The following is a 24,488-nucleotide window of genomic DNA, read 5'->3' on the forward strand; positions in this document are numbered from 1 at the left end:
TTGCATTCAGCTTTCTGGCGCCATGTCATACCCCGGCGCCATCAGCAAGCCAAGTACCCGAAATGCACAATTGCTCAGCGTCAGGGCGCTCTTGCGAAAAAAAACAAACCGAACTATTCAGTTCAGTATGGACTTCGCGCACGCACGCCCCCATGTCATTGCGTGCTCATCGGCATTTGTGCGGACATAATATTTTAAGGAGAATGACGGCATGCGATTGATATCCCTCGTCAACGCCGCATTGGTCATCGTTGCATTGTATTTCGTGGTTTTCGAGCGCGATGCCCTGTTTGCATTTGCCGGTCGCGAAGATGCTGCGAGCCAGTCTGACGCTGGCGCTGAGGCGAACGACGCCTCGGCCGTGCAGGCCGTTGGGGTTGTTGCGTTGCGCTCCACTGCGCGCGAAATCGACAGCGCGGTTTTGCTGCGCGGTGAAACCAAAGCAATCCGTCAGGTCGAAGTTCTGGCGGAAACCACGTCAACCGTCATTTCGGAACCCAAGCGTAAGGGCACCTTCGTCGAGGCCGGCGATCTGCTGTGCGAATTGGATCCCGGCTCACGCCCGGCACAGCTTGCCCAAGCCAAGGCGGCCAAGCTGGAGGCGGAAAGCCGTGTGCCCGAAGCCGAAGCACGGCTGGAGGAAGCGCATGCGCGCGTTGCCGAGGCCGAAATAAACCTGATTGCAGCCCGCAAACTGTCGGAAACTGGCTTCGGCTCCGAAACCCGGCGGATCGCGGCCGAGGCCGAGATGAGTACCGCAAAGGCCGGTATCAAGGCGGCCGAGGCCGAGTTGAAGGCTACGGAGGCGGGCATCGAGGCTGCGGAAGCGGCGGTTTCGGCTGCCGAACTGGAATTGGATCGCATCACCATCGAGGCCCCGTTTCAGGGCCTTCTGGAAAGCGATGCCGCCGAATTGGGCAGCCTGATGCAGCCCGGATCGCTGTGCGCAACCGTGATCCAGCTTGATCCGATCAAGCTGGTCGGCTTTGTTCCCGAAACCGAAGTGAACCGTGTCACCGTCGGCGCTCCGGCGCAGGCACAATTGGTGACCGGATTGCAGGTCGAGGGCCGTGTGACCTTCCTCAGCCGCTCGGCGGACGACACCACCCGCACGTTCGAGGTGGAAATCACCGTTCCGAACCCCGAGCTTCTGATCCGGGACGGGCAGACCGCAAGTATCCGCATCGCGGCCGAAGGCGCCAAGGCTCACTTGCTGCCGCAATCGGCGTTGACGCTGAACAATGAAGGTCAGCTGGGCGTTCGGACGGTCGGAGCCGGTAATGTCGTCGATTTCGTACCCATCCGCCTGTTGCGTGACACGGCCGACGGTGTATGGGTCGGCGGTCTTGCGGAAACCGTAGACATCATCGTGGTCGGACAAGAGTTCGTGACCGCCGGTGTGGTCGTAGCGCCCACCTACAAGGACGTTTCCCAATGACTGGCATAGTCAGCTGGGCCGCCGACAGGGCCCGAATGGTTCTGGCATTCATTGCCATCTCGCTGATCATCGGCGGGTTTGCCTATGTCAGCCTGCCCAAAGAAGGCGAGCCGGACATCGAGATTCCGGCCCTGTTCGTGTCGGTTCAGTTTCCGGGCATTTCGGCCGAAGACAGTGAAAACCTGCTGATCAAGCCGATGGAAACCGAGCTTGCGGATCTGGACGGCCTGAAAGAGATGACCGCCACCGCCGCCGAGGGCTATGCGGGTATCGCGCTTGAGTTCGACTTTGGCTGGGACAAGACAGCCATTACCGCTGACGTGCGCGACGCGATGAACAGTGCACAGGCCGACTTTCCCGAAGGCGCCGAGCAATACACGCTGACCGAGATCAACTTCTCGGAATTCCCGATCGTCATCGTGAACCTGTCGGGTGCCGTGCCCGAACGCACGATGGCGCGGGTCGCCAAGGACCTCCAGGATGAGCTAGAGGCGCTGGATTCGGTCCTTGAGGCCGGGATCGCCGGCAATCGCGATGAAATGCTGGAAGTGGTCATCGATCCGCTGCGGCTTGAGGCGTACAACGTCACCGCGGCCGAACTGATCAGCGTCGTTCAGAACAACAACCAGCTGATCGCCGCTGGTGAGGTCGAGACCGAACAGGGTGCGTTTTCGGTCAAGATTCCTTCGTCCTTCAAGACCGCACAGGATGTCTACGGACTGCCGATCAAGGTCAATGGCGACAGGGTCGTGACTTTGGGCGAACTGGCCGAGATCAACTACACCTTCGAAGACCGCGAAGGGACCGCCCGCTTCAACGGCGAACCGACCGTGGCGCTGCAGGTCGTCAAACGCAAGGGTTTCAACCTGATCGACACCGTGGCCCAGGTGAAAGAGACTGTCGCCAAGGCCGAGACCAAGTGGCCGGCCGAGCTGCAGGCTGCCGTGAATGTCGGCACGTCGAATGACCAGAGCCGCATCGTCGGTTCGATGGTCAGCCAGCTGGAAGGTTCGGTCCTGACAGCCATCGCGCTTGTGATGATCGTGGTACTGGCTTCGCTGGGTACCCGTGCGGCACTGCTGGTGGGCTTCGCGATTCCGACCTCGTTCCTGTTGTGTTTCGCGTTTCTGGCCATCATGGGGGTCAGCATCTCGAACATCGTCATGTTCGGCCTGATCCTGGCCGTGGGGATGCTGGTCGATGGCGCCATCGTGGTCGTGGAGTATGCCGACAAACGCATCAAGGAAGGCGTCGGCCCGATGCACGCCTATGTCGAGGCAGCCCAGCGGATGTTCTGGCCCATCGTCTCGTCAACCGCTACGACGCTGTGCGCCTTTCTGCCCATGCTGTTCTGGCCGGGCATTCCGGGTGAATTCATGGGGATGCTGCCGGTCACGCTGATCTTCGTTCTGTCGGCCTCGCTGATCGTGGCGCTGATCTACCTGCCGGTGATGGGCGGTGTCTCGGGCCGGTTGAGCCGCGTGTTCGACCGCAGCTCGGATTGGTTGCGCGCGCGGACGCCGTGGTGGGTGCGTGCCGTCTTGGTTCCGCCGTCGGTCTACATGATCTTCCTGGGCGCAATGCAGCTGCTGAACCCCACGTATCTGCTGCCGGAAGGCGCAGGCGGTGGGTTCTTGCTGGGCGCGGTTCTGTTCCTGTTCGGCGCCTTCGCCGGATCGGTCACGCTGAGCGCAGCCCGGCTCGAGCGCAAGCCGGACGAACGTGTCCACACGGCCAAGGAACATACGCCCTTCGGTTATGTCATCAAGTTCTTGGTCGGAAATCCGATCATGCCGATCGTCTCGATCGTGGCAGTAGGCTTTGCGGTGATGACGGTGATGACCATGTACGGTCAGAACAACCGCGGTGTTGAATTCTTCGTCGAAAGCGAGCCGGAACAGGCCACCGCCTATGTCCGCGCACGGGGCAACCTGTCGCTGGCCGAAAAGGACGCGCTGGTTTTCGAGGCCGAACAGGTGATCAGCCAGCATCCGGCAGTGATCAACGTGTTCTCGTTCGCCGGTGAAGGCGGCCTGAACCAGAACAACGGTGGGGCGCAGGCTCCGGCGGACACGGTGGGCCGCGTGCAGTTCGAGATCATCCCGTGGGAGGATCGCCCGAACGTGTCAGAACCTGTCGCAGGCGGATTGTTCGACAAGCACACCGTCGCGCCCGAGTATGACGGCGATTTCGTGATCGAGCAGTTGAACGCCGAACTGGCCAAGCTGCCGGGTTTCGTTGTCGAGATCCTGCCGCTGGAACAAGGTCCGGCCTCGGCTAAGCCCGTGCACCTGCGGATCAAGGGCGACAACTGGGATGACCTGACCCGCGCGACGCTGACCGCGCGCGAGGTGTTCGAAAACACCCCGGGCCTGATCAAGATCGAGGACACCCTGCCCTTGCCGGGTATCGACTGGCAGATCGACGTCGACGTGGCCAAGGCCGGCCGGTTCGGGGCAGACGTGGCAACCGTGGGTGCGATGGTGCAGTTGGTGACTCGTGGCATCCTGCTGGGCGAAATGCGCCCCGAAAGCGTGGATGAAGAGATCGAGATCCGCGTCCGCTTGCCCGATCAGGATCGGGTCCTGTCCACGTTGGATACGCTCAAGGTGCGTACTCCGGACGGGCTGGTGCCCTTGTCGAACTTCATCACCCGCAAACCGGTGGCAAAGCTGGCCGAAATCAACCGTGTGGATCAAGAGCGCTATTACGACGTCAAGGCCGACGTGGAGTCCGGTCTGAGCAAAGTGGTGATCGACACCCCGGACGGAGAACAGCGACTGGCCGTTGTACGCGAAGTGACCGAAGGCTCGGAACCTGAAGGTGCGACGATCAACGGTGCCGATGGTACGGCCTTTACTCTGGTTCAGCTGACCGGTGCGGACAGCTTGCAGGAGGTGCAGGCCGCTATTGATGACGGCGACGCCCGCCTGACGCTGATCAACCCGAACGAGCGGATCGCGGTACTGACCGAGTGGCTGGACACTCAGCCCTTTGCCAACACGATCACCTGGGAATGGACCGGAGACCAGGAAGACCAAGCCGAGAGCCAGGCCTTCCTCTCCAGCGCCTTTCTGGCCGCGCTGGGTCTGATGTTCGTGATCCTGCTGGCGCAGTTCAACTCGTTCTACAACTCGGTGCTGGTGCTGCTGGCGGTGGTTCTGTCCACCACCGGGGTGCTGATCGGGATGATGGTGATGCAACAGCCCTTCTCGATCATCATGACCGGCACCGGCATCGTGGCGCTGGCGGGGATCGTGGTGAACAACAACATCGTTCTGATCGACACCTATCAGGAATACAGCCGCTACATGCCCCGGATCGACGCCATCGTGCGCACGGCCGAGGCGCGGATCCGTCCGGTTCTGCTGACCACCCTGACCACGATGGCCGGCCTGACACCGATGATGTTCGGCCTGTCGCTGGATTTCATCAACGGCGGCTATTCCATCGACAGCCCCACCGCGCTGTGGTGGAAGCAACTGGCGACGGCAGTGGTGTTTGGCCTAGGGATCGCCACGGTTCTGACGCTGATCGTGACGCCCTCGTTCCTGGCGTTGCGGGTGTGGGTGACCACCTATGCCATATGGCTAGGCAAACTGTTGGCCCGCGTGACCGCCGGCCGTTCCAGCCAGATCGCGCAGGATATGGCGATCGGAGACTCGGCCCGCCGGATGCAGGCGACGGAAATCGTCTGGACCGAGGATGAGGCTGCAGATGCCGAGGAAAGCCCGGGCGACACACCGGGGCATCCGCTCAAAGCGGCGGAGTAACAAAAAAACGGGCCGGTACAGCCGGCCCGTTTTCATTTGAAACCCTAGCTGAAGCGGATTCAGGCCGCCTGCGTATCCGATTGCTGGCGGTTCCACAGCTGGGCATAACGCCCTTCACGGCGCAGCAGTTCGTCGTGGGTGCCCTGCTCGATGATTTCGCCCTTTTCCAGCACGACGATCTGATCGGACTCGGCAATCGTGCTCAGGCGGTGGGCGATGGTGATCACCGTACGCCCCTCGCCGGCGCGGGCCAGGGCATCCTTGATGTCCTGCTCGGTGTCGGTATCCAGCGCGCTGGTGGCCTCGTCCAACAGAAGGATCGGCGGGTTCTTCAACAGCGTCCGCGCAATGCCCACGCGCTGCTTCTCGCCGCCAGAGAGCTTCAGGCCACGCTCTCCCACCTTGGTCTCGTACCCCTCGGGCAGAGAGATGATGAAGTCGTGGATTTGGGCGGCTTTTGCGGCGGCTTCGATCTCGGCCTGCGAGGCCCCCTCGCGGCCATAGGCGATGTTGTACCGGATCGTGTCGTTGAACAGCACTGTATCCTGCGGCACCACGCCGATGGCGGCGTGCAGGCTTTCCTGCGTCACGCCGCGCACATCCTGCCCGTCGATCCGCAACGCGCCCTGGGTCACGTCGTAGAACCGGAACAGCAACCGCCCGATGGTGGATTTGCCCGAGCCGGTCGCGCCCACGATGGCCACGGTCTGCCCCCCCGGCACCACCAGAGAGACGCCGCGCAGGATCTCGCGGTCCGGGTCATAGCCGAAATGCACATCGTCCAGTTCGACCCGGCCTTCGGTAATCTGCAGCGGTTTGGCGTCTGGCTTGTCCACTACCTCGGCCGGCTGCTCCAGCAGCTGGAACATCTGGCCCATATCAACCAAGGCCTGCCGGATCTCGCGATAGACGGTGCCCAGAAAGTTCAACGGCACGGTGATCTGGATCATGTAGGCGTTGACCATCACGAAATCGCCCACCGTCAACTGCCCGTTCTGAACGCCGATCGCGGCCAGAACCATCACTCCGATCAGGCCACAAGTGATCAGGAAGGACTGACCAAAATTCAGGAAGGCCAGCGAGTATGCCGTTTTCAACGCGGCCTGCGCATAGGCCTTCATCGACACGTCATATCGTTCAGCTTCGCGCCGTTCGGCGTTGAAATACTTGACGGTTTCGAAATTCAGCAGGCTGTCGATGGCGCGCTGGTTGGCCTCGGTATCCTGGTCATTCATCTCGCGCCGCAGCTTCACGCGCCATTCGGTGACCGTGAAGGTGAACCAGATGTACAGCGCGATGGTGACGGCCACCACGACCAGGTACCAGACGTCGAACAGCCACATCAGAACCACCGCCACCAGCAGCAGTTCAAGGATCAGAGGGCCGATCGAAAACAGGAGAAAGCGCAGCAGGAACTCCACGCCCTTGACCCCGCGCTCGATGATCCGGCTGAGGCCGCCCGTCCGGCGGGTCACATGATAGCGCATCGAGAGCTGGTGGATGTGCTGGAAGGTTTCCAGCGCCAGCGCCCGCAGCGCGCGTTGCCCCACCGGCGCGAACAGCGCATCGCGCAACTGCTGGAACCCCACCGTCATCATCCGCGCCACGCCATAGGCCACGGTCAGCCCTACGGCGCCCAGCGCCAAAGGCGGCACGCCCTCGCCCGCCAACGCGTCAACCGCGCCTTTGTACAGGATCGGCGTGTAGACCGCGATCAACTTCGCCAGAACCAGCATGGCCATCGCGAAGACCACCCGCCGTTTGACCCACGGCTCATCTTCGGGCCACAGGTACGGAGCCACTTTTCGGATAGTCAGCCAACCCGACTTGCGTTCGTCCATCTGTGGCATGTCTGCGGAATGCATAGGCGCAAGTCTTCTCATGTCTGACCCGGAAAGCTTCGAGGCCGGGCGAAAACCCGGCCCCGCAAGACCTAAGCCTTTATTCCGGGATGGTGAAGACCTGGCCCGGATAAATCAGGTCGGGGTCGCGGATCAGGTCGCGGTTCGCATCGAACAGGCGGACATACAGAACACCGTCGCCAAAACGCTCTCGCGAGATCGCCCACAGGGTATCGCCCTTTTGCACGGTAACGGACCGGATCGGCGTGCTCTGGTCGGCGCCCGGCACCGCATCCTGCGCCTCGGCCGCCTGCAGAACTTCAACCGGCTCGCGCTTGAACGGCGTTTCCAGACGGCTCAGCACCGTTCCGTCCGTGTCGACTTCGTCAACGCGCAGCGTATAGACACCGGGATCGACTTCTTGGATTTCCCCGCGCCAATCACCGTCCTGCCCTGGCGTGATATCGGCCACCAGCTTGTTGTTCAGATAGAGCCGAACCGCAGCACCCTCGGACACACGGCCGGACAATTGGATATCGCCAGCGTCGGAATAGCCGATCGTATCAAGCGCAACCTGCTCGGGCGACGCGTCTTCGGACGACGGCGACTGGACAAGCTCAACCCCTTCCTCACCGGACCGCAAAACGGCCACCTGCTGGCTTTCGCTGGATTGAGTCTCGGTCGTGGCCTCGGGTGAGGTTGCTTCTTCGTCCTGCGCCCCGGAAACGGTCTCGTCCGCTTGCGCGACCTCGGTGTCCTCTGCGACTGCGGCCGCAGACGGCTGTTCCGCCGTTTCGTCCTGCGCTTCGGTGTCCGTGCTGGCGACTTGCTCGTCCTTAGCGGGTGGCGCAGGCGGCTTGGGCAACGCGGCAATCAGATAGTCATCCGATTGCGCAGACCGGGTACCGTCACCGGCTTCAAGAACCAGACCTCGCGCGGCCTCGCTGAAGGGGATGGTGACGAACTCGGCGAACTGGCCGCTGCCATCGACCGTGAAGCTGTGGATCGGCTCGCCATCCAGCAGGATACGAATTTGACTGCCCGGGTCGCCTTTGCCGGACAGCAGCGCATTGCCGTCGGGCTCCACGAATATCTGGTCGAGCGTCGGAGCAATCGCGGCCGCGTTGGCCTTGGGTGTGGGAGCAGCCTCTGCCGGCTGTTCTTCAACCGTCGCGTCCTGCGCAGTCTGCTCGTCGGTCGCGGTTGTCTCTTCGGCTTCCGGCGCGGTTGCTTCTTCGGTCTCGGTCGAGGTCTGAACCTCGTCCGCGTTGTCAGGTTCCGCAACGACCTGCGAGTCCTCTGCATCCGGGCTTGGTGCCGGTGCGGCGGCTGGCTCAGTCGTCTCTTCGCTGGCGCTTTCGGCGACGGCCTCTTCCGTAGTGGACTGTTCAGACTGCGGCGCAGGACCGAAGACACCCGAAAGATACAAGCCCCCGGCGCCAATCACAGCCAAGATACCCGCAAAGATACCCCAGACGAATGCACCCGACCTACCGCTTCCCGATTTGGCGTCCATGTTTTTTTCCTTCACTCCGCAGTGCAAATGCCTTGACTCAAAAGCTTTCCGCCGAACGGTTGAGCCAATTTACCAATCCCGCTATCACGGGTCAAAACCTCTGACACAACCCCGGAGTCGCTGTTTGATGTCCCAGAAATCGATCTGTGTGTATTGCGGGTCACGCAATGGCGCGAATTCGGCCTACACAAAGGCCGCAGGCACCTTTGGACGGCTGCTGGCCGCCGAGGGCTGGCGGCTGGTCTACGGTGCGGGTGACGTGGGCCTGATGGGTGAAGTCGCCCGGGCCACGCAAGCGGCCGGAGGCGAAACCTTCGGCGTGATACCGGTTCATCTGCTCCGGCGGGAAGTGGGAAAAACAGATCTGACGCGTTTCGTGGTCACCGAAACGATGCACGAGCGCAAGAAAGTCATGATCATGAATGCGGATGCCGTGGTCGTGCTGCCCGGCGGACCCGGGTCGTTGGACGAGCTGTTCGAGGCGCTGACCTGGCGCCAGTTGGGCCTGCATGACAAACCCATTCTGGTGATGAATGTGGACGGATACTGGGACGCGCTTCACACGCTTTTGGATCAGGTGATCGACGCAGGTTTTGCGGATGCCTCCTTGGCCCGTTTCATTACCTGGGTCGACGACGCCGAGTCCGCGATGGACGAATTGCGCAAGTTATTGAAATAATAGGCGTCACGGGCGGCTTCCCCGCCCGTGAGTCCTGAACCAGCAAGATCAGGCGGTCGAGCTGCGCAGTTGGCGTTGCAGCACCTTTTCGACCTTGTGCAGTGGATGATTGGTCAGGGTCTTGTCGACTTCGGCTACGACTTTGGCCAGAACTTCGCTGTGAAGGCGCCGGCGCAGCAGGCCCAGGACCTGTGGGCTGGCAACCAGAACAAGCCGTTTGTACGCGCCCTTCAGCCCTTTTTTGTTGAGCAGGTTGGCCACGTCCTGAACGAACAGGGATTTGGCATGGGTGCGCCAGGTGTCTTCTTCCACCGCAGATTTCTGGTTCGGTCCGGTATCATTTCGCCGTCCCGCCCGATCCGAGGGCTTGCCCCGCGCGGCGAGATGATCCTGTTCCTCAACCGATACGACCACCAGATTGGGGTTCTCAGCATCCGTCACGTTTTCCGTGAACAGCGCTTTTTCCCCGTCGGCGATGATGACCCAAGTACCCTGTGCAAGTGCGACCATTGCGATCTCCCGTTGTGGTTTTCGTGGCCGTCCCCCGCCCGAACAAGAACAGCCAACACCTTGCACCCACGGCACAATTTGGCAGCTATTCCCTCATTGTTTTGGTTTTGGCGGTTCTCTCCCCCCGCATCTACCAGCTAATCACTCTTTGGCGTCTTGCAACGGCACATGCGCGCAAAAGTTGACGTATCGGCAAGTTTCCACCCGAAGCGCGGATCAGGCAGAAATCTCGACAAGCGTAATCTCGGGTGTAACACCAAACCGGACCGGAAGGATCGAGCACCCGATGCCGCCGGAAACTACCAGATCCTTTCCACCTTCGCGCACCGGGCCGTAGGCATAGCGATTGCCAAACCGCGAAGGCACCACGGGCGACCACCCAAACAGTCTGATTTGCCCACCATGCGTGTGACCGGACAGCGTCAAGGCAACGCGATCTGGCACTTGGGGAAAGATGTCCGGTTCATGCGCCATCAGGATGACGGGCGCGTCATCGGTAATCTGCCGCAACGTGCCGGACAGATCGTCCAGGCCGCGGTATCGCCCATCGCCCTCCACGATGGCCAGTTGGTCTTCGAGGCCCGCCAGCCAGATTCCCGGACCATCCAGTTTCTGCGCAGAATTGGATAGGACCGGGATGCCACTCGCGGCCAACGCATCGGCATATAAGTTGGGCCCACCGCCCCGGCGTTGCGCGGCCGTATCATCCCACCAGTCATGGTTTCCCAGAACCGCGAAAACCCCGTGGCGCGCGGTCAGCTCGGCAAGAACCGCGGTGATGTCCGCCATCGCGACAGGTTTCGAAACCATCCTATGGCTGGCGGTGAAATCCCCCAGCAGCAAGACCAGATCGGCATCCAGCGCATTTGTGCGTCTTACGACCTGCTTGATACGCTTTACGGTAACGAATGGCTCGCCGGCATGAAGGTCGGCGATGACCGCGATCCGCAGCGGAGGCGCCGTCCAGTCCGCGCGCTTGAGCTTCCATTTGCGAACCCGCAGCCGCATAGCCGGTTCGATAAAGAACCCGTACAGCGAAACAACAAGGCCTGCCAGCGTCACCGCCAGCAGGCCCTTGATGAACCCTCGTCGGGTCAAGAGTTACATCCGCGATGCAACGTTTTCCCAGTTCACCAGGTTGTCGAGGAAGTTCGACAGGTAGGCCGGACGCTTGTTGCGGAAGTCGATGTAGTAGGAGTGCTCCCACACGTCGCAACCCAGAAGCGCCGTCTGGCCGAAGCACAGCGGGTTCACACCGTTTTCGGTTTTGGTAACCGCCAGCGAACCGTCGGCATTCTTGACCAGCCACGCCCAGCCCGAACCGAACTGACCGGCTCCCGCCGCGCTGAACTGCGATTTGAACTCCTCGACCGAACCGAAGCTTTCAACCAACGCCTTTTCCAGCTCGCCCGGCATCTTCGACTCGCCCGGACCCATCATTTCCCAAAACTGGTTGTGGTTCCAAAGCTGGCTGATGTTGTTGAAGATCCCGTTCTGTGCGACGGCCGACTTGTCATAAGTGCCGACGATGATCTCTTCCAGCGACTTGCCGTCCCACTCGGTCCCGGCGATCAGCTTGTTGCCGTTGTCGACGTAGGCCTTGTGGTGCAGATCATGGTGATATTCCAGCGTTTCCGCCGACATGCCCTTGGCTGCCAGCGCGTCATGTGCATAAGGAAGATCAGGAAGTTCAAAAGCCATCTCGGCCCCCTGTAAATTTGTGTTGCGTTCCCAAGGTTAAATGCTTTGGCAACCGCCGCAGGTCAAGGCCCGAGCGCAGAAAACCCGGAGGTCCGCGATGCTGACGCAGGCGCGCAAGATGTTCTACCGCGCCCGCGGTCATTATGCAGGCAACCTGAACGGCGAGCCGTTCCGGCTGGACCCCTACCATTCGAAATTCTGGCGCAAGGCCTCGGCCGGCAACTGGGAGCCCGAAACCTTCGCCGTGCTCGACCGCCATCTTTCGCCAGACCGCGACTATCTGGACATCGGCGCATGGATCGGGCCGACGGTTCTGTATGGCGCGCGCAAGGCCCGGCATGTCTGGTGTTTCGAACCCGACCCGACCGCCTATCGCCACCTGGCCTGGAACCTCGACCTGAACGACATCCGCAATGTCTCGGCCTTCGGTGTCGCGCTATCCGACCGGTTTGGCGTGGCGCGCATGGCTTCAGTCCGGGGCGAGCGCGGCGACTCGACCAGCTCGCTGCTGCATGACGGCGCGCATGGAACCGATGCCCTGACCATCGCCTGGGACCAGTTCGCCACAGCGACGGACCTGACAGGCATTTCGCTGGTCAAAATGGATATCGAAGGGGCGGAGTTTGCGGTTCTGCCGACGCTCGCCGACTGGCTGCAGGATCAGAAGCCAGCCCTGTATCTGTCTCTGCACGCGCCCCTGCTGGACGAAAACAACCGCGCCGAACGGGTCGAAGCCCTGCTTGCGACGTTGTCTTTCTACTCGAACATGCACGATGAAGCCGGGCGCCCAATCTCGGCCCAGGACTTGCTGGGCCCGAGCGCCTTGACCCAGTACCGCAGCGTCCTGTTCACGGAATAGAGTTCCGTAACCGAAACTCTACCCAAACGAAAGTTTGGCTTTGCACACCCAGCGACGCGGTGTTCATTTTCCTGTATTGACCACTGAAGTCACAGGAAAATTGACTCGCGACTTATTCTATTCCTCGCCGCGGCCCTGACGGCACAGGCGGCTGCCGCATCCCCCATGGCTTACAAGTGCACGATAACAAAGAAGTATAGCCACGGCTGGGTCGCACCTGAATATGCCTTTCAAATCGACCCCGAGGCCGGCACCGCGCAAGCCGACAGCAACTACCATGACTGGACCTACGCGCAGCTTCGGGATCGTGGGGCCAAGGGCTATCAGATGATCTGGAACGTGACGCTCAAAAGTACCGAAGGTCAGGCCATTCGAATGCGCTATCAGGCGAATCTTGCAACAGACGGTGGGCTAAAGGTGAGCGGCAGTTTCGTGAATTTCGGGGCATCGAACAAACCCCACGGAACCGGCAGATGCGAGGTCGTCAAAAAATGAAAAGCCCCGGTGATGTCCGGGGCTTGTTCTTTCTGCCAAGGTGGAGTCGGGTTCAGTAGTATCCGACCTCGCTGCCGGGCTGCGCCGCAACCTTCAACAGCTTGAACACGTAATCCGCCACCGATCGGAAGCACACCACGCGAAAGGATTCCGCGTCGTCGATCCAGAACGCCCCCGCAACCTGCGCCAAGCGCGTGCGCCGGATCTGACCGGGCTGGAAGACATCGGACGAGAAATCGACGGGCGCAACCTTGCCCAGCACCTCACGCGCGGTCGGCCCCGAGACCCGAAACACCGCCCGCGCGTCCGAGACATTGACCGCCAATGCATGCACACCGCTCAGCGCGTCCTGCATGGCGGCCAGTTTGGCCTCGACCTCGGCGTAAGGAACCAGCACCAGCAGCTCGTCCGGCGACATCCAGCAGACGCCGGTCTCGCCATTGACGAAAGCCTCGCGCTGGCCGGGCATCTTCTGGCCGGTGGCATCCTTGACCGCCTTGGTCACCAGCTTGTCGGACAGATCGCCGCGCAGGGTGATCATCCCCTGCAGGCCGCATTCCTCGATCCGGGCGATGCCGTCATAGCTGGCGTGGTTCAGTGCGCTGATGGGTTCAGACATTCTGCTTCTCCCCGTCCTTGTCGTAGAACACAGGGTCCACGATCTTGGCCTTGTAGATTTTGTCGTCGGTGCCCGGGAATTCGATCACCTCTCCCATGCGGTTCGGCCCGTTTTTGACCAGCCCCATGGCGATGCCCCGGCTCAGGTTGGAGGAGTAGTAGGTCGAGGTCACGCGCCCGATCACGTTGCGCTGGCCGTTGGCATTCACGCCTTCGCCCACCGCATAGGCGCCGTCGGGCAGAACGGAACCATCCACAGTTTCCAGACCCACCAGTTTCCAGCGATCCGGGTCGGTCATGTGCGACCGTTCCTGCGCGCGCTTGCCCAGGAAATCCTCTTTCTTTTTCGAGATCGCCCAGTGCAGCCCCAGATCCTGCGGGATCACGGTGCCGTCGGTCTCGTCCCCGATCATGATGAAGCCCTTCTCGGCCCGCAGAATGTGAAGACATTCCGTGCCATAAGGCATCACACCGAACTCTTTCCCGGCCTCCATCAGGGCATCCCAGAAGGCCTGACCCTGGCTGGCAGGCACCGCGATTTCATAGGACAGTTCGCCCGAGAACGAGATGCGGTAGGCGCGGCAATCAAAGCCGCCGATCTGGCCGTCGCGCCACTCCATGAAGGGCAGCGCCTCGCGGCTGACATCCATGCCGCCGAGCTTCTCCAGTACCTTGCGGGCGTTGGGGCCCACCACGGCGACCTGGGCGTATTGCTCGGTCACGTTGGCGACATAGACCTTCCAGTCCCACCACTCGGTCTGCAGCCATTCCTCCATATGGGCATGGATGCGCTCGGCGCCGCCGGTGGTGGTGTGGCACAGCCAGGTGTCCTCGTCGATCCGGGCCACCACGCCGTCGTCGATCAGGAAGCCGTTTTCCGAGCACATCAGGCCATAGCGGCATTTGCCGACCTTCAGCGTGGACATCATGTTGGTGTACATCATGTCCAGAAACTTGCCCGCGTCCGGGCCCTTGACGATCAGCTTGCCCAGGGTCGAGGCATCCAGCAGCCCGAGGTTTTCACGGGTGTTCTTGACCTCGCGGTTCACCGCGTCATGCACGGTTTCCCCGGCTCGGACATAGGCGTAAGGGCGGCACCAGTGGCCCACCGGCTCCCAATCGGCACCATTCCGGTCATGCCAGTCATGCATCGGCGTGCGGCGGATCGGCTGGAACACCTCGCCGCGTGCCTCGCCCGCGATGGCCCCCATTGAAATGGGCGTATAGGGCGGGCGGAACGTGGTGGTACCGACCTTGGGAATCTCCGACTCCAGCGCATCCGCAAGGATCGCCAGGCCGTTGATATTGCTCAGCTTACCCTGATCCGTCGCCATGCCCAGCGTGGTATAACGCTTGGTGTGCTCGACGCTTTCATAGCCCTCGCGCGCGGCCAGTTGCACATCCGAGACCTTCACGTCGTTCTGGAAGTCCAGCCACGACTTCATGCGCAGCTGCACCTCGGCCTTGGCGGGCATCAGCCAGACGGCCTGCATGGGCGCTTCGGTCTCGGCCTCGCCCCGCGGTGCCTTGGTGTTCTTCGGCTTGAACCCGGCTGCCTTGGCCGCGGCCTTGCCCGCGGCGTGGGCATCGGCCAGAACCTCGCCCAACGCCAGCGGCCCGCTTGCCGAGCCTGCGGCCACGACAAAGCCTGCGCCATCCGCGCCCAGCGGCGGACGGTCGGGGTCGGGGCGGAAATGGCCTTTGGCTTCGTCCCAGATCAGCTTGCCGCCGCAATGGGACCACAGGTGCACCACCGGAGACCAGCCGCCCGACATGGCGACCGCATCGCATTCGACCTCTTCCCGAGCGCCGCCGATGCCTTCCTGGTTACAGATCGCGACCTTCTTGACCCGCTTGCCGCCCTTGACCTTGGCGATGGCCTTGCCGGGATCGACCCGGATGCCGAGGCTGCGCGCCTCGTCCGCCAGCGGCCCGGCCGAGGGACGGGCATCGACGACGCGCAAAACATCCACGCCCGCCTGTTTCAGGATGATCGCAGTGCGATAGGCGTCGTCATTGTTGGTAGCAACGATCACGCGCTCGCCCGGGGTCACGCCCCAGTTGACCACATAGTCGCGCATGGCCGAGGCCAGCATCACCCCCGGCACGTCATTGCCGGCAAAGGACAGCGGGCGCTCGATCGCACCGGTCGCCGTAACGACCTGTTTGGCGCGTATGCGCCAAAGGCGGTGGCGCGGGCCCTGGGTGCCCGGTTTGTGGTCGTTCAGACGCTCGTATCCCAGCACGTAACCGTGATCATAGACCCCAGCCCCCATGCAGCGCGACCGCATGGTGACGTTGCCCATTGTTTCGAGTTCGGAAACCAATTGTTCCACGAACTTATCCACAGCCTCGTCGTTGACGGTGCCGCCGTCGACAGGCGCGCGGCCCCCCCAATAGGCGGTCTGCTCGATCAGCATGACCTTGGCGCCCGATTGCGCGGCGGCTTTGGCCGCCTGCAGGCCCGCAACACCGCCGCCGATCACCAATACGTCGGTGAAGGCATAGAAGTGTTCATAGGTATCCGCGTCGCGGCTGTCCTTATCGGGCGCCTTGCCCAGACCGGCGGACTGGCGGATGAACGGCTCGTACACATGTTTCCAGAACGGCTTGGGGTGGATGAACGTCTTGTAGTAGAAACCCGCCGGCAGGAACCGCGCCAGCGCCGTGTTCACCGCACCGATGTCGTATTCCAGGCTGGGCCAGTGGTTCTGCGAGATCGCGGTCAGGCCGTTGAACAGCTCGGTCGTAGTGGCGCGCTGGTTCGGCTCGAACCGGTTGCCCTGCCCCAGCCCCACCAGCGCGTTGGGCTCCTCAGCGCCGCTGGCCACGACGCCGCGCGGACGGTGGTATTTGAACGACCGGCCGACCATCATCTGATCGTTGGCCAACAGGGCCGAGGCCAGCGTATCGCCCTGATAGCCCTGCATCGAAGTACCGTTGAATGAAAACGTGACCGGTTTCGACCGGTCGATCAGGCGACCTTGATTTGCGAGACGGGTGCTCATGTTGCGGACCTTTCGCAGGTGGAGGCACCAAGGCCTCCGGCAGATGTATTCATGAGAAGACGAAGCATCAGGAGAACTCTCTCCACGTCCAACCCGGCCGTTTGGCCGAAATCGCATCGCGGATCTCCTTCGGCGGCTCGGTGACCTGGGCCGAATAGGTGCCGAACACCTCGAGCGTGGCGGTGCAGCGCGCGGCATGGAACCACTTGCCGCAGCCGTTGCTGTGGCGCCAGCGTTCAAAATGCACGCCCTTGGGGTTTTCGCGCATGAAGAGATAGTCATGGAAATCGTCGTCCGACGACCCGGGACCGAAGCGTTTCAGATGCGCTTCGCCACCGGCGGTCAGTTCGGTCTCTTCGGCGTCGACGCCGCAATAGGGGCATTTCAGGATCAGCATGTGGCTACTCCTTGCTTGAATTCTTTCGACCACACGCCCAAGTCGAGGGTATGGATATTTTGACCATAATTCTGACCGTTGCCGGCACGCTTGCCGTCTTTGGGCTGATCGCGTTTTTCATTTTCCGGTCTGAGGAAAAGAAGGCCATCAAGCCAAAATCCGACAGCCCGAAGAGTTCTGAAACCATTCACGGAGCACATTGGGGCGACTGACATCAGTGCGCGACCCCGGCGGCGACGCTTTCGTCGATGAAGCGGCCCTCTTTGAACCGGTCCAGCGAGAACGCCTCGGTCAGCGGGGAATGCCCGGTGGCCATCAGCTGCGCCATGCCCCAGCCCGAGCCCGGGATGGCCTTGAACCCGCCGGTGCCCCAACCGCAATTGATGAAACAGCCGCCCAGCGGCGTCTTGGACAGGATGGGCGAGCGGTCGCCGGTCATGTCCACGATGCCACCCCACTGGCGCAGCATCTTGAGGCGCGAGATCATCGGGAAGGTCTCGACCAGGGCGCGGACGGTTTCTTCGATATGATGGAACGAACCGCGCTGGGTGAAGTTGTTGAACCCGTCAGTGCCGCCGCCGATCACCATTTCGCCCTTGTCGGATTGCGACATGTAGCCGTGCACGGTGTTGGCCATCACCACCACGTCCATGCAGGGTTTGATCGGCTCGGACACCAGCGCCTGCAGGGCCAGCGCCTCGACCGGCAGGCGGAAGCCCGCCATCTCGGCCAGCTGGCCCGAATGGCCCGCGACCACGATGCCCAGCTTGTCACATTCGATGGCGCCCTTGGTCGTCTCGACCCCTGTGACGCGGCCGTTTTCAGACCGGACGCCCGTAACCTCACACTGCTGGATGATGTCCATACCCATATTCGAACAGGCACGCGCATAACCCCAGGCCACCGCATCGTGGCGTGCGGTACCTCCGCGCTCTTGCCACAGCGCGCCAAGGACCGGATAGCGCGGGCCGTCGATGTTGATGATCGGGACCAGCTGCTTTACGCGCTCGGGCTCGATCCATTCGGTCTTGACCCCCTGCAGGGCGTTGGCATGCGCCGTACGCTGATAGCCGCGCACCTCGTGCTGGGTTTGCGCCAGCATCATCACGCCGCGCGGGCTGAACATCACGTTGTAGTTCAGATCCTGGCTCAGATCCTCGTACAAGCTGCGCGATTTTTCGTAGATCGCCGCCGACGGGTCCTGGAGATAGTTCGAGCGGATGATGGTCGTGTTCCGCCCGGTATTGCCGCCGCCCAGCCAGCCCTTTTCGATCACTGCGACGTTCTGGATACCGTAGTTCTTGCCCAGATAATACGCCGTCGCCAAACCGTGCCCGCCGGCACCGACGATGATCACGTCATACCGTTTCTTGGGTTCTGGCGAACGCCAGGCGCGCTCCCATCCGGTGTGATAGCGCAGCGCCTCTCGCGCTACGGCAAAGGCTGAATAGTGTTTCATGAGCGAATCCGTCCGGTTCGTGATTGGCCGAAGATATGCCGTGCGGCGACAGATTACCCCTGCCGTGCAGCGCCGCAATATCGCACTATTGCGACATGTAGGCCATTCGCGGCCATTTGTCCCTTTTTTCCGGGCGCGCGCAGGTCTAAGTGAGGGCAACAATTCCGGAGAGATCATGACATTCTGGGTTCTGCTTCTGCTCTTTGCGCTGTCGATCACCGCATTCCTGGCCTTTGGCCTGACCCGAACCCGCCGGCGACAGGAACATCCGGCGGCCTACGATTTGCGGGTCTACAAGGAACAGCTGGCCAGCGTTGATCGCGATCTGGCCCGCGGAGTGATCGCCAAAGCCGACGCCGAGCGGGTTCGGACCGAGATTTCGCGCCGTATCCTGGCCGCCGACGCGCAAATCCGTACCGGTGACGCGACGACCGGGCCGTCGACCACTGTTCGGTTGGCCGCCATCGGGTTCGTTGCCCTGGTTCTGATCGGCGGAGCGTTTGCTTTGTACCGCCAACTGGGCGCTGCCGGATACCCTGATCAGCCGCTTTCAGCGCGCATGGAGATGGCCGCCGAACTGCGTGAGAACAGACCCGGCCAGGAAGAGGCCGAGCAGATGGCCCCGCCCGTCGAAGCGCCTCAGCTTGAAGACAGCTATGCCAACCTTCTGAACCAGCTGCGCACGACCGTGGCCGACCGACCGGACGATCTTCAGGGTCACATTCTATTGGCGCAGCACGAAACCAACGCGGGCAATTTTCAGGCCGGTTATGAAGCCCAGCGCCGTGCAATCGAGTTGATGGGGGATGAGGCCCCGGCGGACGCCTATTCGAACTTTGCAGAAATGCTGATCCTGGCGGCAGGGGGCTATGTCTCGCCCGAAGCCGAAGCGGCCTTGCGCCAGGCACTGGAACGCGACCCGCAATCGGGACCGGCGCGCTATTACTGGGGACAGATGCTGCTGCAGATCGGACGGCCGGACCAGGCCTATCGCGTCTGGATGGACACGCTGCGCACTTCGCCGCCGGGGGCGCCTTGGGCCAACGCCATTCGCGCCCAGATCGACGAACTTGCCTGGCGCGCCGGCGTCTTCAACGCGCCCGAAATGGCAGCTGCTCCGTCAGGTCCGGGGCCCAGCCAGTCGGATATGGAAGCCGCGGCGGAAATGACGCCCGAGGAGCGTCAAGAGATGATCCGTGGCATGGTTGACGGATTGTCGGACCGGCTGGCGACCGAAGGTGGTTCTCCGCAGGAATGGGCCCGACTGATCTCGGCGTTGGGGGTGCTGGGAGAAACCGAGCAGGCCGCCGCGATCCGCGATGAAGCCGCGACCAAGTTTGCCGAAGACCCTGCCGCGCTTGAACTGATCAACTCGGCCGCGCAGCAGGCTGGCCTGTCGCAATGATCCAGGACGTGTTCGAAGATTTCGCAGCCGCACTGCCCCCGATGCAGGCGCTGATGGGTCTGGACCTGGGCGAAAAGACGATCGGCGTGGCTGTTTCCGACCGCATGCGCGGTGTGGCCAGCCCACTTGAGACCTTGCGCCGCAAGAAATTCAAGCTGGACTCTGCCCGTCTTCTGGAAATCGCTGCCGACCGCGAGATCGGAGGGATCGTTCTTGGCCTGCCCATGAATATGGACGGATCCGAGGGTCCAAGGTGCCAATCAACCCGCGCGTTTGCCCGCAACCTGTCCCAACTAACCGACATCCCGATCGGATTCTGGGACGAGCGTCTGAGCACAGTTGCGGCAGAAAAGGCACTTTTGGAGGCGGATACGACACGAAAACGTCGCGGACAGGTTATCGACCACGTCGCGGCGGGTTATATCCTGCAAGGAGCGCTGGACAGGCTGCGCTTTCTTTAACGAGCCCGGAGACCGGCGATGACGAACATGATTTGGAAAAGGAACGAGGTCGAAAGCCCCTGTGTCCAGATCTGCGTCGTGCATCCGACCGAGCGTATCTGCACCGGCTGCTATCGCACCATCGACGAAATCACGCGCTGGTCGAAAATGGACAGTTCGGAACGCGCCGAAATCATGAATGACCTGCCTGCCCGCAAGCCTCGCTTGGCCAAGAGACGGGGTGGTCGCGCGGCCCGTCTGGACAAATCCTGACAATCAAAGGGCTTTGTCGGTCTTCCGACCGTCTTCTTCATCTTTCGCAGAGTCTGCGCATGCCTTCACACCGGACCGTTGCCCGGCCTTCAATTCACTGCGGAACAAACGGGTGATTTCCGACTTGCTGGTCTGCGACCGCCGAAGACTGGCTTCCTGAAAATCAACTTCGACAGCCGCGCTGGTCATGGATTTTCTTTTCAAAAACTTGATCAGCCGCATACGAGCCTTCCTGAATAAATCTGCGTCGCTGCGGGCCGGTCGAGAGCTCGGAAAAAGGGGGGTCGAGCCGTATGACTATGCGTGAGTGAGTGGCGGCCCGCAGCGACGATTTGCGCATACCGGAGTCAGGCTCTTGAGAAAGGGGGAAAACCTGCCGTCGCGCTTCAATTTTTTTACCAATTAGACAAATCAGCCGGAGAGACTCAACAGTTACAATGCCTTCGCGCCTCGCGGTTGGGCGAAAAGGACGTAACGTAACAAGTTGGACCGACCCGCGACAGCGTCATGTGTCAATCCAGGATTTGCCCCCGGACGCGCAGCGCGGCCCAATCATTCGGGCCGCGCGCCATCGTCATCCGGCAGCCAGCCACGCCTTGGCGTTTTCAATCTCTTCGGACGGGAAAAACTGGGTACGTGTACCCAGAATGTGGCCACCCACGCGCTGCGCGATGTTCTGCCATGCCTTGTCGCCGACGATGGCTGCCCGATCCAGCATTCCCACGTGACCGCGGGCCAGACGGAAATGCGCGGCCAGAGCGGTCAGCCCTTGCCAGCCATCGAACTCCCTCAGATCGATCAGCAAGCGGAACGCATCCCGGTCGCCCAGGATGGCATCCAGATCGGCTTCGGCCTTTTCGTATTCTTCGGGGTCCAGCTTACCCATAAGGCTGACCTGCACGCATGGCCCGCCCAAATCCACAATGTGGATCGCACCCAGGGATTCACGGATCCAGCGGCGCGCTTCTTCCAGCTCGGCCAGCTCGAATACCTGCACCGGACAGGGCATCAGCGGCGCAGCCAGGCGCACGCTGGTCTGGACCCATCCCTTGTCTGCGACGACCGCGGCGCGATCGAAGCCGCGCCAATGGCTTAGGCCCAGCTTGGTATCTTCCCAAGCAGCGCCCAGATCATAGCCTTTGAACTCGGGGCCGACGATAACCAGGAGGCGGACGGCGTCATGTTCCGCCAGCGCAGCCTCGATTGCGGGAACCAGAGTGCTTGTGTAATCGGCGCTTGTAACTTCGCCGGACAATTCGATTTCGATCAATGCACCGTCGGAATTCTTGTGGACCGTAATCATTTTGAGCCTCCAAAGCCAAAGAATGGCAGAAGGTTACGGGGATTCGATCCATTCGGCCACACCGCCCGGCAGCTCGGGCCGGAAATAGGCAATCATCCGTCCGTCCGGCCCCGCCGTTGCCCCCGCCCCCCAAGGCGCGACCCCATGCAGACAATGGCGATGCAACACGTAGGTTTCGCCGGGCGAGGCCGACACTTCGATACGCGGGCAGGTTTCGAACACTTCGCGACGAGCAGCCTGATAGGCCTCGGTGATATCGGTCTGCGCCCACTGAGCGCGAGGAACACCGGCCAACGCAGCCCGGAATGCCGCGCCCATGATCCTGTGGCTGCCATCCCAAACGACCAGAGGCGCGGCATCTGCGCTCGCCTGTGTCAGTGGGATACCCAGGACCCATGCGTGAGGTTCGTCGATCTTGCGCCGACGGTCCGGGCCGCCGGGTTTCAGGCCATCCACATGCGCCGCGTCGCGCTTGGCCCGGTATCGGGCCGTCGCCTCGTTCTCGCCCCTGCGCGGGCGCGGATAGCCGGGATAGACGACCGAGACCTGCCCCTTGTGCAATTCGATCGAACCATAGTGTTCAACCAGAAACGCGACAGCCTGCCCGCTCAACGGGGCTGAGGCCCCGACACGCCCTGCCCCGTCATTGGGCAGAGCATCGACGCCGATGAACCAGGTGCCTTCGCAATCCAACCACTGCCGGTGGGCTGGGTCACTGGCGGCCTGCTGCGCCAGTGGTAGGGCGTGGGCCACCCAGTCTGCTATGGGCTGGTCGCAGGGGAATACTTCCCAACCCCGTGACCAGAAAGGCCTTACCACCCCACTGCCTTGCGCAGCATATTCAGCGCCACCAACGTGAGGAACACGGCAAACACGCGTTTGAGCGGCTTGGGGTCCATCGCATGGGCCAGTTTCACCCCCCAGGGCGCGGTGATCATCGTCATCGCAACAACCACGCCAAAGGCCACAAGATTGACGGCACCGATGGTCAGCGGCGGACGGTGTTCAGCCGCGATCGGCAGAAACAGAAAGCCCAGTACCGAGGGTACGGCGATGATCACGCCAAAGCCCGCGGCGGTCGCAACGGCCCGATGGATCGGTGTGTTGTAGAGGCTCATCAGCGGCACACCAAAGCTGCCGCCGCCAATTCCCATCAGCACCGACAGAAACCCGACCAAAGGCGAAATCACCAACCGCTTCAGCCCGCCGGGCATGGCATCACCCAATCGCCATTCGGACTTGCCAAGTCCCAGATAGGCGCCAATCACCATTCCAAGGATACCGAACAGCGCCTGCAACGCTTCCGTGCGCAGGGCCGAGGCGACCAGTACGCCAACAATCGCACCGACAGCGATACCCGGACCCCAACCGCGTAGAATATCCCAATCGACAGCGCCTTTCTTGTTGTGACTCAGTACCGAACGAACCGAAGTCACGATGATCGTGGCAAGTGACGTCGCAAGACACAGCTGCATCAGCTGCGGGCCACCATATCCTAGCGTTTGAAACGCGTAGAAGAAGGCCGGCACCAGAACGATCCCGCCACCTACTCCCAAAAGGCCAGCCAAAACACCGGCGAGCGCGCCGATCACAAGCAAAAGGCCCAGCATCTGGGCCAGCAACATCGTATCGGGCATCCGTCCCCCTTGGTCCCCGGCCCGTGGGCCGTCTTAAATTACTTGCGCCGCCTCGGCATCCGGTGCCACGCGGGACAGCGCGTCCAGAACCACGTCGGGTCCGGCATGGTCTTTGACCGCGCCTTCGGACAAAGCGCGCCTCCAACCACGAGCGCCCGGGCGTCCTGCGAACAATCCCAGCATATGTCGGGTGATCTGGTGCAACCGCCCCCCGCCGGCAAGATGCCGATCGATATAGGGCAGCATTTTCATCACGACTTCAACCGGGTCCGCCTTTTGCCCCGACCCGTAGATCAGCGGGTCGGCATCGGCCAGAATATCGGTTGGCTGATGATAAGCAGCCCGGCCGATCATCACCCCGTCCAGGCCGGCGTCCAGATGCACCTGGGCTTCGGCCAGTGTCGTGATGCCTCCGTTGATCGAGATGTGGAGATCTGGAAAATCAGCTTTCATCCGGTGAACCAGATCGTAGTCCAGCGGCGGTATGTCCCTGTTTTCTTTGGGGCTAAGCCCCTGAAGCCACGCTTTACGGGCGTGTATCGTCACGCGCCGACAGCCGGCGGCGCGAATCCGATCCAGAAAGTCGGGCAATACGGCCTCGGGGTTTTGGTCATCCACGCCGATCCGGCACTTGACCGTGACATCGACGTCAACAGCATCCCGCATGGCGGCCACGCAATCGGCGACCCGACCCGCCTCTTTCATCAAGACGGCTCCAAACGTTCCTGATTGAACCCGATCCGACGGGCAGCCGCAGTTCAGGTTGATCTCGTCATATCCGGCCTCAGCCCCCAATGCGGCCGCCTGAGCCAGCTCCTGCGGGTCAGATCCGCCCAATTGCAGAGCGACGGAATGTTCCTCGGGGCTATGGTCCAGAAGATGCAGCGCTCCACCCCGTACCAGAGCAGGGGCCGTCACCATTTCCGTGTACAAAAGCGTTTCAGCACTGAGCAAACGGTGCAGATACCGACAGTGCCGATCGGTCCAATCCATCATCGGCGCAACCGACAAGCGCGCAGCGCGAGTGACTTCGCTGCGATCAGCATGTGCCCGAGATTGAAACCCAGCCATCAGTGCACGTTCCTTTTTGTGGCCCAGACAAAAGTGCGGCGCCCGGCCAAGCCGGGTCCGCGCTA

23 protein-coding genes are annotated in these 24,488 nt (G+C 61.8%); 9 read left to right on the top strand and 14 right to left on the bottom strand.

Going from position 1 to position 24,488, the window contains the following annotated elements; all coding sequences use genetic code 11:
• Positions 1-211 precede the first annotated feature (211 nt).
• The gene (locus ACR0CU_RS07750; RefSeq protein WP_170446556.1) at positions 212-1,438 is read left to right on the top strand and encodes an efflux RND transporter periplasmic adaptor subunit; all 1,227 of its coding nucleotides are present in this window, start codon (positions 212-214) and stop codon (positions 1,436-1,438) included.
• Positions 1,435-5,211, top strand: a complete 3,777-nt coding sequence (locus ACR0CU_RS07755; protein WP_480642772.1) for an efflux RND transporter permease subunit — start codon at positions 1,435-1,437, stop codon at positions 5,209-5,211. Before ACR0CU_RS07750 ends, ACR0CU_RS07755 begins: the two co-directional genes overlap by 4 nt.
• Before the next feature lie 59 nt (positions 5,212-5,270).
• Here ACR0CU_RS07755 and ACR0CU_RS07760 read toward each other — a convergent pair whose 3' ends face one another.
• Positions 5,271-7,052 carry an ABCB family ABC transporter ATP-binding protein/permease gene (locus ACR0CU_RS07760; RefSeq protein ID WP_480642774.1) on the bottom strand — a complete coding sequence of 594 codons (1,782 nt, stop codon included), beginning with the start codon at positions 7,050-7,052 and terminating at the stop codon, positions 5,271-5,273.
• Between the two features lie 100 nt (positions 7,053-7,152).
• A complete protein-coding gene (locus ACR0CU_RS07765) occupies positions 7,153-8,568 on the bottom strand; it encodes a LysM peptidoglycan-binding domain-containing protein (protein ID WP_170446562.1) in 1,416 nt (471 codons plus the stop codon).
• Positions 8,569-8,695: 127 nt separating this feature from the next.
• On the opposite strand from ACR0CU_RS07765, the gene ACR0CU_RS07770 reads away from it, so the two are divergent.
• Positions 8,696-9,247 carry an LOG family protein gene (locus ACR0CU_RS07770; protein WP_170338492.1) on the top strand — a complete coding sequence of 184 codons (552 nt, stop codon included), beginning with the start codon at positions 8,696-8,698 and terminating at the stop codon, positions 9,245-9,247.
• Between the two features lie 48 nt (positions 9,248-9,295).
• Here the strand turns inward: ACR0CU_RS07770 and ACR0CU_RS07775 are convergent, their stop codons facing one another.
• From ACR0CU_RS07775 to ACR0CU_RS07785, 3 genes are all read right to left on the bottom strand, one after another.
• Positions 9,296-9,757 (bottom strand): host attachment family protein, encoded by a 462-nt coding sequence (locus tag ACR0CU_RS07775; RefSeq protein ID WP_170446563.1) that lies wholly within the window; start codon positions 9,755-9,757, stop codon positions 9,296-9,298.
• Between the two features lie 216 nt (positions 9,758-9,973).
• On the bottom strand, positions 9,974-10,855 hold the full coding sequence (locus ACR0CU_RS07780) for a metallophosphoesterase (RefSeq protein ID WP_170446565.1): 882 nt from the start codon (positions 10,853-10,855) through the stop codon (positions 9,974-9,976).
• 3 nt (positions 10,856-10,858) lie between these two features.
• Positions 10,859-11,458, bottom strand: a complete 600-nt coding sequence (locus tag ACR0CU_RS07785; protein ID WP_093962459.1) for a superoxide dismutase — start codon at positions 11,456-11,458, stop codon at positions 10,859-10,861.
• A 97-nt stretch (positions 11,459-11,555) separates the two neighbouring features.
• Here ACR0CU_RS07785 and ACR0CU_RS07790 point away from each other — a divergent pair, with 97 nt between their 5' ends.
• Complete coding sequence (locus ACR0CU_RS07790) at positions 11,556-12,317, top strand: FkbM family methyltransferase (RefSeq protein WP_170446567.1); 762 nt, start codon at positions 11,556-11,558, stop codon at positions 12,315-12,317.
• Between the two features lie 165 nt (positions 12,318-12,482).
• Complete coding sequence (locus ACR0CU_RS07795) at positions 12,483-12,812, top strand: hypothetical protein (RefSeq protein WP_170446569.1); 330 nt, start codon at positions 12,483-12,485, stop codon at positions 12,810-12,812.
• Between the two features lie 52 nt (positions 12,813-12,864).
• Here the strand turns inward: ACR0CU_RS07795 and ACR0CU_RS07800 are convergent, their stop codons facing one another.
• The 3 genes from ACR0CU_RS07800 to ACR0CU_RS07810 form a co-directional block, all read right to left on the bottom strand.
• Positions 12,865-13,431: a sarcosine oxidase subunit gamma gene (locus tag ACR0CU_RS07800; RefSeq protein WP_170446571.1), complete on the bottom strand. Its 567-nt coding sequence runs from the start codon at positions 13,429-13,431 to the stop codon at positions 12,865-12,867.
• The gene (locus ACR0CU_RS07805) at positions 13,424-16,438 is read right to left on the bottom strand and encodes a sarcosine oxidase subunit alpha family protein (protein WP_170446573.1); all 3,015 of its coding nucleotides are present in this window, start codon (positions 16,436-16,438) and stop codon (positions 13,424-13,426) included. Before ACR0CU_RS07805 ends, ACR0CU_RS07800 begins: the two co-directional genes overlap by 8 nt.
• A 67-nt stretch (positions 16,439-16,505) precedes the next feature.
• Positions 16,506-16,835 (bottom strand): sarcosine oxidase subunit delta, encoded by a 330-nt coding sequence (locus tag ACR0CU_RS07810; protein ID WP_170446575.1) that lies wholly within the window; start codon positions 16,833-16,835, stop codon positions 16,506-16,508.
• 11 nt (positions 16,836-16,846) lie between these two features.
• On the opposite strand from ACR0CU_RS07810, the gene ACR0CU_RS07815 reads away from it, so the two are divergent.
• Complete coding sequence (locus ACR0CU_RS07815; protein WP_170418158.1) at positions 16,847-17,047, top strand: hypothetical protein; 201 nt, start codon at positions 16,847-16,849, stop codon at positions 17,045-17,047.
• 2 nt (positions 17,048-17,049) lie between these two features.
• Here the strand turns inward: ACR0CU_RS07815 and ACR0CU_RS07820 are convergent, their stop codons facing one another.
• A complete protein-coding gene (locus ACR0CU_RS07820) occupies positions 17,050-18,294 on the bottom strand; it encodes a sarcosine oxidase subunit beta family protein (RefSeq protein WP_170446577.1) in 1,245 nt (414 codons plus the stop codon).
• Between the two features lie 175 nt (positions 18,295-18,469).
• On the opposite strand from ACR0CU_RS07820, the gene ccmI reads away from it, so the two are divergent.
• Genes ccmI through ACR0CU_RS07835 form a run of 3 tightly spaced genes read left to right on the top strand, consistent with a single transcriptional unit; the run spans position 18,470 to position 20,412 of the window.
• Positions 18,470-19,699 carry a c-type cytochrome biogenesis protein CcmI gene (ccmI, locus tag ACR0CU_RS07825; protein ID WP_170446579.1) on the top strand — a complete coding sequence of 410 codons (1,230 nt, stop codon included), beginning with the start codon at positions 18,470-18,472 and terminating at the stop codon, positions 19,697-19,699.
• Positions 19,696-20,160, top strand: a complete 465-nt coding sequence (gene ruvX, locus ACR0CU_RS07830) for a Holliday junction resolvase RuvX (RefSeq protein ID WP_170446581.1) — start codon at positions 19,696-19,698, stop codon at positions 20,158-20,160. Before ccmI ends, ruvX begins: the two co-directional genes overlap by 4 nt.
• A gap of 18 nt (positions 20,161-20,178) precedes the next feature.
• Positions 20,179-20,412: a DUF1289 domain-containing protein gene (locus ACR0CU_RS07835; RefSeq protein ID WP_170337967.1), complete on the top strand. Its 234-nt coding sequence runs from the start codon at positions 20,179-20,181 to the stop codon at positions 20,410-20,412.
• Between the two features lie 3 nt (positions 20,413-20,415).
• On the opposite strand, the gene ACR0CU_RS07840 is transcribed toward ACR0CU_RS07835, so the two are convergent.
• The 5 genes from ACR0CU_RS07840 to dusA all read right to left on the bottom strand — a co-directional run bounded on the left by ACR0CU_RS07840 (position 20,416) and on the right by dusA (position 24,423).
• Positions 20,416-20,634 (bottom strand): hypothetical protein, encoded by a 219-nt coding sequence (locus tag ACR0CU_RS07840; RefSeq protein ID WP_170446583.1) that lies wholly within the window; start codon positions 20,632-20,634, stop codon positions 20,416-20,418.
• A gap of 352 nt (positions 20,635-20,986) precedes the next feature.
• The gene (locus ACR0CU_RS07845) at positions 20,987-21,715 is read right to left on the bottom strand and encodes a SpoIIAA family protein (RefSeq protein WP_170337963.1); all 729 of its coding nucleotides are present in this window, start codon (positions 21,713-21,715) and stop codon (positions 20,987-20,989) included.
• A 33-nt stretch (positions 21,716-21,748) separates the two neighbouring features.
• Positions 21,749-22,468, bottom strand: coding sequence for a hypothetical protein (locus ACR0CU_RS07850; RefSeq protein WP_367647549.1), 720 nt, complete (start codon positions 22,466-22,468; stop codon positions 21,749-21,751).
• A gap of 59 nt (positions 22,469-22,527) precedes the next feature.
• Positions 22,528-23,352: a sulfite exporter TauE/SafE family protein gene (locus ACR0CU_RS07855; RefSeq protein ID WP_170337959.1), complete on the bottom strand. Its 825-nt coding sequence runs from the start codon at positions 23,350-23,352 to the stop codon at positions 22,528-22,530.
• A gap of 33 nt (positions 23,353-23,385) precedes the next feature.
• A complete protein-coding gene (gene dusA, locus ACR0CU_RS07860) occupies positions 23,386-24,423 on the bottom strand; it encodes a tRNA dihydrouridine(20/20a) synthase DusA (protein WP_170446587.1) in 1,038 nt (345 codons plus the stop codon).
• Between the last annotated feature and the right edge of the window lie 65 nt (positions 24,424-24,488).

The sequence above is a fragment of the Ruegeria sp. BC2 genome, assembly GCF_056539245.1.